Below are 11,387 nucleotides of genomic sequence, written 5' to 3' on the forward strand. Positions count from 1 at the left end.
CCGCCTCCCCCACCGGCCCGCGCCCGCCGGCCCGCGCGTCCCGCGCCCCGACGCCGAAGCGATAGCGCAGCACCCTCGGCCGCCCCGCCTCGTCGAGATACGCGTCGAACGCGACCGTCCCACTGGAGAACCCTTTCGCCGCGGCGGCCAGCGCGGCCCGGTCCCGTACGGGCGCGGCGCGCGCGGCCCGGTCCAGATCGACCGTCCCCCAGTAGTGCCCCACGCGCGTGTCGCCGATCCACTCGTCCCGTACATACGCCACCTCGCGCGCGCCGCCCAGCAGCTCGGCCGCCGCGAGGGGGTCGGTGGCACCGCTCGTGAGCAGGTCGCCGTCCGCGAGGGCACCCGTGTCGAGCCGCACCCATTTGCCGACGGGAACACCCGCGCCGCGATTCCTCATATACAGCGCACCGGGGGTGAAGACCTCCGTGATCGCCCTGCGGCCGACGCTCCCGTCCGCGCCCTCGGGCAGCGTCACGGTCAGCCGCCCCACCGGACGGACGAAGTCGTAGCCGCCCTTGCCCCGGATCGTCAGCCGCGTCCCGCCGCTGACCGTCTCCATGGACGTCCGCACCCTGGCGCCCCCGGCCCGGGCCAGGGCCTCGGGGGCGTGCCGCACGACGGCGAGCGCCCGGGCGGGATCGACCCCCACCGGACCCTCGAGCTGCGCCTGCCGGACCTGGCCACTCGCCCCGGCCCCGTGCCGGAAGCCCTTGCCGTCCTGCCCCCGCTCGGCGGGGCCGCCCTGCTCGGCGCAGCCGGAGACGGCGAACACCCCGAGGGCGAGGCCGCCCGCCACCGCGGTGGCGACGATCGCGCCTCCGCGTCTGCGCCCCTGCACCGCCATGGTCGTAAGCCCCCTGCCGCACGCTAGTGGAACCCGCTCCTTCCAACGACCGCGCCGGGGCGGTCGTCACGGCCGGGTAGCGTGGTCACGTGTCCGATCCCGCTGACCACATCATCAGTACGAGCGAACGAGGCTCGTTCTGCACGGCGCGCTGCACCTGCGGCTGGTACGGCCCCGCCCGCCGGGCCCGCTCCCTGGCGAGAGCGGACGCGGAGGATCACCTGACGGGCACGTCCGGCGCTTGCGACTAGGCGCGCCCCGCAGGGGCGCGGGGCAGTGCCGATATGCGGCTACCGCCGCGTGGGCGCGACCAGCCACGGCGCACCCGCAGACGACGTACCGCGCTCCCAGCGAAGCGCTAGGCGGCCAGATCCCGATCGTGGGCCCGCACCTCGTGTCCCGCCGCCTCGGGCGGCACCGTCGCGGCCGGCACGATGGGCGCGGGCGCGTCACCCGCCCGCACGAGCCACCCGCACCGCGTCCCCGCGACCCACCGCGTCAACGGCGTGAGCAGCATCATCGCCAGCGGGGCGAGCAGCAGGGTGACGGCCGTCCCCAGGGCCAGTCCGCCTACGACGTCCGTCGGGTAGTGCACACCCATATAGACCCGGCAGAACCCCTCCAGCAGGGCGAGGCCGATGCCGATGAGGCCGTACTTGCGGTTGGCCACGAACAGGCCGACGCCCAGGGCCATCGTGAGCGTCGCGTGGTCGCTGACGAAGGAGAAGTCGGTCTTCCCCTTGACCAGTACCTCCAGGCCCTGGTGGTCGAGGAAGGGCCGGGGCCGGCGGACGAACCCCCGGATGGGCACATTGACGATCAGCGCGATCCCGGCCGCGAGCGGCGACCACAGCAGCGCGGCCATCCCGGCGGGGGCGTCCTTGCTCTTGCGAATGCTCCACCAGGCGCACAGCATCAGCACGGCGAGACCGAGGACGATGCCGTACTCGCCGATGAACTCCATGGTCCGGTCGATCCAGTTGGGCGCGTCCTTGGCGATGCCGTTGATGTCGTAGAGCAGGCTGACGTCGGGGTTCGTCTCGCCCCCGGCCAGCACGGCCACCGGCATGGAGTCTCCCGTCACGAGTCCAGCCATCGCCCGGCCCCTATCTGTCGCCCGTCACCACGCCCAGCTACCGACCCCCGTGGTCCGTGCGCCGCAGCACGCGGCGCTGCTTTCCCACTCCATTGGAACGCCCGGCTCCGGCCCGGCGTTCCACTCTCCACCCAATGATCACCTGGACGTTATCGAAGGGTGACCCATCACCCCAGCTCAGGGGTGAGGTTCACGGGACGTTCAGGCCATTCGCGTCGGTCACGGACACGATCGTGGCCTGATGATGCCTCACCCGACGCCGGGTCAGACCTTCCGCCCCGGCGCTCCCGGCGCCGTGGGCAGCGCCTTCGCGCCGTCCGCGGTGACCCGGGTGGCGCCGATGTAGTCCGGCTGCGAGTCGATCTTCTCGAACCGGATCACGGCCCCGGTCCGCGGCGCGTGGATCATGTAGCCGCCGCCCACGTAGAGCCCCACGTGGTGGATGCTGCGCGGGTCGTTCAGGTCGTTCGCGTAGAAGACGAGATCCCCGGGGAGCAGCTCGTCCCGCTTGGGGTGCGGACCGGCGTTCCACTGGTCGTTCGCGACACGCGGCAGCTCGATCCCGACCGAGGCGTACGCGGCCTTGGTCAGCCCGGAGCAGTCGAAGCGGCCGTTGTCCTCGGGCCCGCCGTCACCGCCCCAGAGATACGGGGTGCCGAGCTTCTCCTGCGCGTAGTAGATGGCCCCGGCCGCCTGCTGCGAGGGCGCCACCCGGCCCACCGGGCGGGCGAAGCTCTTCTCCAGGCTGCGGATGGACTTCACATAGCCCTGCGTCTCACTGATGGCGGGGACGCCGCCGGCCTTGATGACGCGGTACGGGCCAGCGTTGTAGGCGGCCAGCATGTTGTCCGTGATGTCGCCGGACACGCCCTTCACGTCCTTGGCCAGCTGGCAGTCGTAGGAGGCGGCCGACGGAATGGCGTCCGCCGGATCCCAGATGTCCTTCTTGCCATCGCCGTTGCCGTCGATGCCCTCGGTGTCCCACGTCTCCTGGATGAACTGCGCGATCCCCATCGCCGCGGCGGGGCTCTTGGCGGTCGGGTCCCAGTTGCTCTCGGTGTAGAGCTGGGCGGCCAGCACGGCGGGGTTGAGGGCGGGACAGAGATTGCCCCATTTGGCCACGAGCGCCTGGTACTGCTCGGGCACGGCGCCCTTGGCGAGCCCGACCGTGCCGCCCTTCCCCAGGCCGGTGATGTTCCCTGCGGCCACGTACACCCCGACAACGAGCAGCCCGATGAAACTCAGGCACATCGCGATGCCGACACCCACGCCCACCCAGAGCTTCCGCACCCGTCAACCTTCCCCCATGGCAGGCCCGTTGCACTGCCGTTTCCGAAATATCGTGCGGATCCCCCGCCCTGGGGGCTACTTGGCGGTGAAGCCGTAGCAGCCGATGCTCGCGTACGCCTTCTCGCTCGTGACGTGCTCGAAGAGCACCGTCCAGTCGCCGGGGTCGTTGCCGACGGGGATCGGCTGCGCGTACGGCTTCCCGTTCACGTACTGCTGGAAGTCGTCGGGGTAGGTCAGTTCCTTGAAGTCGGCTCCCCAACCTCCGGAACCCTTGGGGGCGATATCGACGGGTTTGCTGGTGTAACCCAGGCCGAGGTTGTTCTGGCGCAGCCCCGAGAGCGGCTTACCGGTCGACGAGTCGATCTCGTGCGGAGGTTTGACGGCCACCGAGACGTAGAAGGGCGCCTTGAGGCGATCGGGGCTGGCGTACTTGAAACGGAAGCCAATCTTCACCTTGCCGGACATCACCCGGACCTCCGGGTTCACCGCGTCGGACACGGAGGACTGGAACTGCCCGTCGACCCGCTCCTCGGACGGAAGGTTGCACGTCCCCTCGCCGTAGAGCGCGCCCTCCTTCGCCGACCAGTAGTCGCGGTTGGGGGCGGTCGCCTCGACGTACGCGGGCTCCTTCCCACCGCCCGCCTCGGCGGCCGGCGCGGAGGCGGAACCCGACGCGGCGGGGGAGGCGGCAGGGGACGCGGCCGAAGAGGCCGCCGGCTTGGCTCCGCCCTCACCCAGCGCCTTGTCGTCCCCACCCCCCTTCGCGTCGTCGCCCAGCGACTGGACGGCGAGCGCGGCGACAACGCCGAGCGCGACGGAGGCGGCGCCGACGGTCAGCCACAGCTTCGTCCGCGGACGCTTCGCTTCCGCCGCCAGGACGTTGGCGCCGGGCGCGCTGGGCACGCCGGGCGCCAACGTGGGCACGTACGCGGCGGAAGGCATGACGGGCGTCCCGCGCACCGCCGTCAGCTCCCGGTACACCGGATCGTCGACGAGCGCCGAGCTCACCGCGCACCGCGCGATGATCCGCGCGGGATCGGGCCGCTCACCCGGATCGCCCGCGACGCACTCCCGGATCAGCTCCGCGAGCGCCGGCTCCACACCGGCCACGTCCACTTCCCCGTGGACGACCCGGTACGTCACGGACTCCAGCGAGCCCTCCCCGTAGGGCGGCCGACCGGTCGCCACGACGGCCATGGTCGCGCCGAGCGCGAAGACGTCGGCCGCCGGGCTGACGTCGTTCCGCGTGATGATCTCGGGCGCGGTGTACCCGGGCGTGCCCGGCGCGGCGCCGGCCTGCGTGAGCGCGGTCTGCTCGGCGCCGCGTGCGATTCCGAAGTCGATGAGCTTGGGGCCGACGGCCGAGAGGATGACGTTGTGGGGCTTCAGGTCACGGTGGAGCACCCCGTGCTCGTGCACGTGCGACAGCGCCTCCGCGAGCGCCGCGAACAGCCGCAGACAGGTGTCGGCGGGCAGCGGCCCCCGCGCCCGTACGGCCTCCACCAGGGTCGGCCCGGGCACGTACTCGGTGGCGAGCCAGTACGGGGTCGCCTCCAGCGAGGCGTCGATCAGGTTGGCGGTGTACGCGCTGCGCACGGCCCGCACGGTCTCCACTTCCCGCCGGAACCGCGCCAGCGCCTCGGGCGACTCGGCGAAGTCCTCCCGGATCACCTTGATCGCCACCTGCCGCCCACCGGGCGAGCGCCCCAGATACACCTGTCCCATCCCGCCGGCACCGAGCCGGGCCAGAACGGTGTGCACGCCGATGTTCGCGGGGTCCTGAGCTCGTAGCGCTTCCACGAAGTGAGACTGTGCCATATCTCGCCATGTCCCTGATCATTGAGCGCCCTCCACCCGCGCCGCCGCCTGTGCCGCGACGCGGAACCAGACCGCCTTCCCGGGCCCGTACCCGTGCCGGCACACACCCCAGTCGGTGACACAGGCCCGGACGAGGGCCAGCCCTCGACCGCTCTCGCCGTCGACGGGCCACGCCCGCTCATGAGGCGCACCGGGGGCGTAGTCCCGCACGAGGACGAGCAGGGCGCCGCCGTACATCCACTTCGCGTAGACAGTCACGGGCGCCGTGCAGGCACTGCGGCGGCAGGCGTTGACCGCGTTGGTGGCGACCTCGGAGGTGAGGAGCAGCGTGTTGTCGACGAGTTCCTCGCGCCCGGCGGTGACCAGTGCGGTCCGTACGGCAGCGCGGACCTCACGGATCAGACGGGGGACGGGGAGGAAACCGAGGGAGAAGTCGGGACGGATGGGGACGACAGTGGTGATGGGACACATGGCGTGACTCCTGGGCTTCACCGGTTGCCCTCCGGACGACGGATCGCGGTGGCGTTGCCGGGCACGCATACGGGGCGCGGATGGGCGCGCATGCGGACGCGGTGCACTTCCGGCTTACGAGCCGGGGAGGGCGGGTCGGTTTCGACGGTAGGCATTTCGGTTGCTAGCCCTCAACCCTTTCGGCGACGTTACCCCCAACGAGTGGCTCATCCCCTCCCCAGGCGGGCAGACTGGCCGTCATCACGTGGAGGAGAGCATGGGGCTACGCCCGAACCCAACCCAGCGCCAACGGCGTTTGGGCACCGAACTGCGGAAGCTACGCGACGCGTGCGGCATGAACGGCGTGACGGCAGGCGCCTACGCCGGCCTCGGTCCGCAACACCTCGGACACATCGAGGCGGCTCGAACAGCCATTCCTGAAGGGAAGCTCCGAGCCCTGCTTGCCGCATATGGTTGCGAACCCAAAACCAAGGCGGAAGCCCTTGTCGCGATGAGCCAGTCGACAGGCAAGGGCTGGTGGTCGGATTACCGAAAAGGCCCGATCCCACCGGCCGCGCGAGACCTGGCAGAACTCGAAGCCATGTCGGCGAGTTGCCGCTCGTTCCAGTGGATGCACATCCCCGGACTGCTCCAGACCGCCGAGTACATGCGCGCCCTCTTCGAGGGCGGGCAGCCCAGCGCACCGTCGGACGACATCGACACGTACACAAGCTTCCGGCAGCAGCGCCAGTCCGTCCTCATGCGTCAGGATCCGCCAGGATTCCATGCGGTCATTCACGAGGCCGCGCTGCGCATGCGCATGGTCAGCACGGACATCATGCGCCGGCAGATCGAGCATCTCGTCGAGATGGCGCGCCTGCCCCACATCCGCATCCAGGTCCTGCCCTTCGACGCGGAGGTCTTCCCCACCGCATTCGGCACGCCCTTCGTCCTCTTCGAGCACGCCGTACCGGAGTTGAGCACCGCCTACGTCGAACAGCCGGTCTCCTCACCGTTCATCAGCGACCAGGAGCAGTACAGGCGCTTCGACGACACCTTCCAGCACCTCGCGAGAGCGGCGCTGGAGCCGATTGACCCCAACATCGAACCCGGGTTCTATAAGAAGAGGGATTCGCTGGCCCTGATTCAGCACCTGCTGTACACCATGTGAGAGAGGCGCCGTGCCCGACATCGTCTGGCAGAAGTCCAGCTACAGCTCGGCCGGCGGCGGCGACGAGTGCATAGAACTGGCCGCGACAGACCCACGCACGCTCCACCTCCGCGAGAGCGACACCCCAACCGTCACCCTCACCCTCTCACGCCGCACCCTGCGGGCGCTCCTCCGCTACTCGCGAACCGCCGACTGACCGAAATTCTTCTCGCTCCCCCGTCACACTCCCCCTTCCTCATCCGTCATTGCAGCGACGGACTTACGAAGGGGAACACCATGAACGCCCGTATGAAGAACCCGGCGATGGTCCTGCCCGACGCCATGAAGGGCATCCAGAGCCTCATCTCGGCCATTCACCAGGGCGACGCCCCGCAGCAGATCCTGGAGCTGGTGCATCTGCGCACCAGCCAGATCAACGGGTGCAGCGCCTGCGTGTACGGCGGTATCGCCAGCGCCAAGAAGGCCGGTGAGACCGATGAGCGGCTGCACCAGGTCGCCGCCTGGCGCGAGGCGCCGTTCTTCAGCGATGCCGAGCGCGCCGCCCTGGCGCTGGCGGAGGCCGCGACCCGGATCGCCGACCGTTCGGGCAAGGCCGTGCCGGACGAGGTCTGGGACGAGGCGGCGGATCACTTCGACGAGAAGCAGCTCTCCGCCATCATCCTCATGGTCGCCATGACCAACTTCTTCAACCGCATCAACACCACCGTCGAGGAGCCGGCCGGTACGACCTGGGGCTGAGGCGCCTAGCCGCTACTGCCAGCCACCCCCGTGACCAGCGCGTCAATTCTTCGTTCATCAGGCACCCATCTCCGGGGAGAAGGCTCTTCCTCGCAACAACCGGAACCCTTCCGTCGAGTACGAGAGGTGCCTTGCATGAACCTCATCACCCGGACCGGTCTCGCCGCGGTGGTCGCGGTCGGCGCCGTCGCCACGGTCGTCGCTCCCGCTTCCGCCGCGATCGGTGCCGACCACGCCCGTGCGGCGTCCGGCACGCACGCCGTGGCGGCGAACCCGAAAACGATCAAGCCGGCCGCGTACAACCAGGCGCGGAGCATCCTCGCCAACGCGGGCAGCCAGACCGCCGCCAAGTCGCATCCCATTCATGGGAAGGACGACGTCCCGGTCAGCTACGGAACGAGCCTGCTGGCCGCGGCGCGCGACGAGTTCCGGCAGACCGACAAGAAGCTGCCGCCGAAGGACAAGAAGTCCGACATGTCGATCCCGCACTACAACGCGATCCACAGCGCGGCGAAGACGATGGGCATCGACCGCTGGTGACAACGCACTAGCCGTCGGCCTTCGCGCGTCACCCGAGACAGACAGCGCTGATCTCCATTTCCCAGCAGGGGAAGTCGAGAAAAGCGCAGGAAGTACGGAGCGGTCCCGCGTCCGGCCCACGGGTTATCCACAGGCCTCGCGGGATTCCGCTCCGTGCGGTGTCCTGGAGTCATGAAACGGGGGAATCAGCGAAATCTTCACGAGGTCGCCGCCGCGCAAGGCGGCGTCCTGCTCACGACACAGGCCGTCGAGTGCGGGCTGCGGCCCAGCGGTGCGGCGGGGGCGCTACGACGGGCCGGCTGGTCGCGGCTGTACTGCGGGACATGGGGGCGGCCGGGCCTGCGGATCGATACGCGGGTGCGCCTGCTCGCGGTGCAGTTGAGACATCCGGAGTGGGTGGGCAGCCATGGGTCGGCGGCGGCTTTGTACGGCATTCCCGCCCTTCCACGCGGCCGGTCCGTCCGGCGCGGCCGCGCCGCCCGCGCCGTCGGTGACGAGGTCGTCGAACTCACCGATCCACGCCGGCGGGGGCAGACCCGGGTGCCCGGCGTCGTCGTACACGCCTTACGACTGGCGGCACGCGAGATCACAGTCGTCGCCGGTGTACGGGTCACCACGGCCCTCCGGACCGTCTGCGACCTGCTGATGACCTTGCCCGCGCACGAGGGCGTGATCGCCGCCGACTTCGTACTCGCCCAGGGGCTGGCTGACCGGCAGCAGATCCACGAGGCGCTAGGCCCTGACGGACAGGACGGCTGCCGTCGGCGGAACATGCGGACGGCGCGAGCAGCGCTCGCGCTCACCGATCCGGCCTCCGGCTCCCCGGCGGAGAGCATGGCGCGGCTGTGGATGCACGGGGCCGGGCTGTATCCGGAATCGCAAGTCGAGGTGACGACACCGAACGGCCGACTGCTGCGGCTCGACTTCCTGTTCAGGGAGGAAGGGCTGGGGGTGGAGATCGAGGGATACACCTGGCACGGCAGCCGGTCCGCACACCAGAGCGACATCCTTCGCTTCAATGAACTCTCCGGCTGTGAGGGCATTCGCCAGGTGCTCCGATTCAGCGGCGACGACGTCTTCCACCGGCCCCGGCTGATGATGCACTCCATCCAGGAGGCGCTGAGCAGACTTCGGGAGTCGGCGGGCTCCTCTATCGTGGTCGCCGACGTTCATCCGAACATCCCATCGTATGAAGGGGCGTTACCGTGCCCGAGCTCAACTGGATCCCGGCCACCGACGACGAGACGATGACCGAGTACCTGGAGGTGGCCTTCGGCGGCGACGGCAACGTCTACATCCGGGAGAACATCAACCCCGAGACGGTCGTCACCACCACCGAGGCCAAGTGGGAAGCCTTCTGCCTGGGCGTCCAGGCAGGGGAGTTCGACCACTTCGTCGAGGGTATCGACGACTAGCCTCCGGCTCTTGGCCCGTCGACGTCAGAACAGCACGGCACCGAGCAGCGCGGCCACGACGAAGACCATCACTCCGGCGACGGCCGCGAGCAGCACCTTCGGCCGTCGCCGCCCGGCGGCACCCGCCACCGCGGCCGCCCTGGTCCGCGCGGACGGCAGCGCGTACGTGGTCGTCGTCTCCCGCTGCAGGGACGGAGGCAACGGCGGTACGGGCGCGGCGGAGGACAGGGGTGCCGCCGGAGCCGAGACCGGAGGCGGCGCTGCGGCCGCCACGGGTGTCACGGGCGGGGCGGACGGCATCGGCGGTACTCCCGTGGCCACGGGGGGCACGGGGGGCTCAGTAGCCGCGTGCGGATGCGGGGGTGTGGCCGGCGAGCCCGCCCAGGGGCCGGTGTCGCTCCGGGGCTGTACGGCGGGGGGCACAGGCGCCGCAAAGGGCGAGGTCGTGGGCGGCGACTGCTGCTGAGGTGCGCCCTGCCACGCGGTGCCCGAGAAGAAGTCCGCGACCTCCTGCGCCGACGGCCGTTCCTCCGGCTGCTTCGCCAGCATCCTCAGCAGATAGGCCTCGAAGGCGGGTGGGACGTCGGTGCGGTAGTGGCGCGGCGGCTCGGGCGGGCTGTCCACGTGGAGGTACAGCAGCGCGGTCGGGTTGTCGTCCCAGAACGGCGGCCGGCCGATCAGCATCTGGTAGAGCACGCAGCCCAGCGCGTACACGTCCGACTCCGGGCCGGCGGTCCGGCCCAGGGCGCGCTCGGGGGCGAGATAGGTGCTCGTGCCGACGATCTGGCCCGCCCGGGTCAGCCCGGCCGAGGTCTCGTCGACGAAACGGGCGATGCCGAAGTCGCCGATCTTCAGCGTGCCGGTCGCGGCGTCGATCATGAGGTTGCCGGGCTTCACATCCCGGTGGACCACTCCCTGCCGGTGCGCGGCCGCCAGGCCCGAGGCGGTCTGGGCCACCAGGCCGGCCGCGCGGGCCGGCGCGAGGACGCGCCGCTCGGCGAGCTCCGCCGCCAGGCTCTTCCCCCGGACCAGCTCCATGACCAGGTAGAAGCGGCCCTCCCACTCGCCGAAGTCGTACACGGCGATGACCTGAGGGTGGTTCAGGCGGGCGGCTGTCTGGGCCTCCATCCGGAAGCGCATGGTGGCCGACTCGTCGCCGTCGTCGCCAAGGAGGAGCTTGACCGCGACCTGACGGCCCAGCACCTCGTCCTGCCCCTGCCGCACTTCGCCCATCCCGCCGCGGCCGAGCGGCTCCCCCAACCGGTACCGACCGGCTACCAGCACCCGTACCACCTTTGATCTTGAACCATGCGCAGATCAGGAAGAGTACCCACCGAACACACTGCCGTTCGAACATCCCCCGCACCCCCTGCGATACCCCTCACGTGGCCGGACATTGCCCGCCGTCCATGCGCGTGATACACAGAGTCACCATAGGACTCCCCACTGACAACGGACCTCGTCGCAGGTCAGGGCCATGCAACCGCCGGTCATACGGGTTCCGACAAAAAATGCCGCCAAATCGACATGCGAACGGCGGTATGTCAGCGAAGATAGGTCCGGGCCTTTGCCGTGCGGCGGGGTGGACACAACTACCCGTATGGGGCGGTGAGTTAGAGATGTTCTTGGCGGCCGGCAAAGGCGACATCAACACCATTATTGGCGGAATCGCCCCTAACTGGGGCCCCTTCGGTCAACTCGGCCGGGAGGCCCGGGTAATGATCGAGGTCATCATGGCCGTGGCGATCCTGCTCTGCCTCGCCATCGCGATCTGGGGCGCGGCGAAGCAGCGGATCGGCGCCACGGCCCTGCGCGACACCTTCAGCGCCGAGCAGGGCAAGGGACTGATCGTCGCCGGCCTGACCGGCGTCTTCATCATCGGCTCGCTCGGCACGCTGTTCACCATTGTCTACGGCATGGCGGTCTGAGCCCCTCCACGCGCCCCTTCCGCCCCCACCCGATCCCTTGCGCACCGCCGGTGCTTCGCCCCAGCGCAGGCCCTCTCGTCCCCCAGCCCACCTT

At 70.1% G+C, this 11,387-nt stretch carries 15 protein-coding genes; 8 read left to right on the plus strand and 7 right to left on the minus strand.

Features of this window, described 5'->3' with window-relative positions:
• Positions 1-847 (minus strand): hypothetical protein (locus tag K6I33_RS23540; protein ID WP_229356508.1); only part of this gene is annotated, 847 nt, incomplete at its 3' end.
• An 89-nt stretch (positions 848-936) separates the two neighbouring features.
• Here K6I33_RS23540 and K6I33_RS23545 point away from each other — a divergent pair.
• Positions 937-1,098, plus strand: coding sequence for a hypothetical protein (locus tag K6I33_RS23545; protein ID WP_229356510.1), 162 nt, complete (start codon positions 937-939; stop codon positions 1,096-1,098).
• 107 nt (positions 1,099-1,205) lie between these two features.
• Here the strand turns inward: K6I33_RS23545 and K6I33_RS23550 are convergent, their stop codons facing one another.
• From K6I33_RS23550 to K6I33_RS23570, 5 genes are all read right to left on the minus strand, one after another.
• Complete coding sequence (locus K6I33_RS23550) at positions 1,206-1,910, minus strand: phosphatase PAP2 family protein (protein WP_229356523.1); 705 nt, start codon at positions 1,908-1,910, stop codon at positions 1,206-1,208.
• 297 nt (positions 1,911-2,207) lie between these two features.
• Positions 2,208-3,233, minus strand: a complete 1,026-nt coding sequence (locus K6I33_RS23555; RefSeq protein WP_308297276.1) for a bifunctional lytic transglycosylase/C40 family peptidase — start codon at positions 3,231-3,233, stop codon at positions 2,208-2,210.
• A gap of 75 nt (positions 3,234-3,308) precedes the next feature.
• Positions 3,309-5,051 (minus strand): serine/threonine-protein kinase, encoded by a 1,743-nt coding sequence (locus K6I33_RS23560; protein WP_229356512.1) that lies wholly within the window; start codon positions 5,049-5,051, stop codon positions 3,309-3,311.
• 18 nt (positions 5,052-5,069) lie between these two features.
• On the minus strand, positions 5,070-5,522 hold the full coding sequence (locus K6I33_RS23565) for an ATP-binding protein (protein WP_229356514.1): 453 nt from the start codon (positions 5,520-5,522) through the stop codon (positions 5,070-5,072).
• A gap of 17 nt (positions 5,523-5,539) precedes the next feature.
• Complete coding sequence (locus K6I33_RS23570) at positions 5,540-5,677, minus strand: hypothetical protein (RefSeq protein ID WP_229356515.1); 138 nt, start codon at positions 5,675-5,677, stop codon at positions 5,540-5,542.
• A 101-nt stretch (positions 5,678-5,778) separates the two neighbouring features.
• Here K6I33_RS23570 and K6I33_RS23575 point away from each other — a divergent pair, with 101 nt between their 5' ends.
• From K6I33_RS23575 to K6I33_RS23600, 6 genes are all read left to right on the plus strand, one after another.
• Positions 5,779-6,672, plus strand: coding sequence for a helix-turn-helix transcriptional regulator (locus K6I33_RS23575; RefSeq protein ID WP_275126754.1), 894 nt, complete (start codon positions 5,779-5,781; stop codon positions 6,670-6,672).
• 10 nt (positions 6,673-6,682) lie between these two features.
• Positions 6,683-6,868: a DUF397 domain-containing protein gene (locus K6I33_RS23580; RefSeq protein ID WP_229356517.1), complete on the plus strand. Its 186-nt coding sequence runs from the start codon at positions 6,683-6,685 to the stop codon at positions 6,866-6,868.
• A gap of 80 nt (positions 6,869-6,948) precedes the next feature.
• A complete protein-coding gene (locus tag K6I33_RS23585; protein WP_229356518.1) occupies positions 6,949-7,410 on the plus strand; it encodes a carboxymuconolactone decarboxylase family protein in 462 nt (153 codons plus the stop codon).
• A 135-nt stretch (positions 7,411-7,545) separates the two neighbouring features.
• Complete coding sequence (locus K6I33_RS23590; protein WP_229356519.1) at positions 7,546-7,950, plus strand: hypothetical protein; 405 nt, start codon at positions 7,546-7,548, stop codon at positions 7,948-7,950.
• 357 nt (positions 7,951-8,307) lie between these two features.
• Entirely contained in the window at positions 8,308-9,201 is an 894-nt protein-coding gene (locus K6I33_RS23595) for a hypothetical protein (protein WP_229356520.1), read from the plus strand.
• Complete coding sequence (locus tag K6I33_RS23600; protein WP_229356521.1) at positions 9,156-9,365, plus strand: DUF397 domain-containing protein; 210 nt, start codon at positions 9,156-9,158, stop codon at positions 9,363-9,365. The genes K6I33_RS23595 and K6I33_RS23600 overlap by 46 nt, the downstream gene beginning before the upstream one ends.
• 24 nt (positions 9,366-9,389) lie before the next feature.
• Here the strand turns inward: K6I33_RS23600 and K6I33_RS23605 are convergent, their stop codons facing one another.
• Entirely contained in the window at positions 9,390-10,649 is a 1,260-nt protein-coding gene (locus K6I33_RS23605; RefSeq protein ID WP_229356522.1) for a serine/threonine-protein kinase, read from the minus strand.
• A 335-nt stretch (positions 10,650-10,984) separates the two neighbouring features.
• Between K6I33_RS23605 and K6I33_RS23610 the strand changes: the two genes are divergently transcribed.
• Positions 10,985-11,293 (plus strand): hypothetical protein, encoded by a 309-nt coding sequence (locus tag K6I33_RS23610; protein ID WP_099199098.1) that lies wholly within the window; start codon positions 10,985-10,987, stop codon positions 11,291-11,293.
• Positions 11,294-11,387: the final 94 nt, after the last annotated feature.

The sequence above is a fragment of the Streptomyces sp. UNOB3_S3 genome (assembly GCF_020740895.1).
GTDB lineage: Bacteria > Actinomycetota > Actinomycetes > Streptomycetales > Streptomycetaceae > Streptomyces.

What these genes read in the sequence shown, in the direction of transcription:
- K6I33_RS23590 (WP_229356519.1), top strand. Translation starts at nt 7,546, where the DNA reads ATGAACCTCATCACCCGGACCGGTCTCGCCGCGGTGGTCGCGGTCGGC.
- K6I33_RS23570 (WP_229356515.1), bottom strand. Translation starts at nt 5,677, where the DNA reads ATGCCTACCGTCGAAACCGACCCGCCCTCCCCGGCTCGTAAGCCGGAA.
- K6I33_RS23575 (WP_275126754.1), top strand. Translation starts at nt 5,779, where the DNA reads ATGGGGCTACGCCCGAACCCAACCCAGCGCCAACGGCGTTTGGGCACC.
- K6I33_RS23560 (WP_229356512.1), bottom strand. Translation starts at nt 5,051, where the DNA reads ATGGCACAGTCTCACTTCGTGGAAGCGCTACGAGCTCAGGACCCCGCG.
- K6I33_RS23585 (WP_229356518.1), top strand. Translation starts at nt 6,949, where the DNA reads ATGAACGCCCGTATGAAGAACCCGGCGATGGTCCTGCCCGACGCCATG.
- K6I33_RS23610 (WP_099199098.1), top strand. Translation starts at nt 10,985, where the DNA reads ATGTTCTTGGCGGCCGGCAAAGGCGACATCAACACCATTATTGGCGGA.
- K6I33_RS23565 (WP_229356514.1), bottom strand. Translation starts at nt 5,522, where the DNA reads ATGTGTCCCATCACCACTGTCGTCCCCATCCGTCCCGACTTCTCCCTC.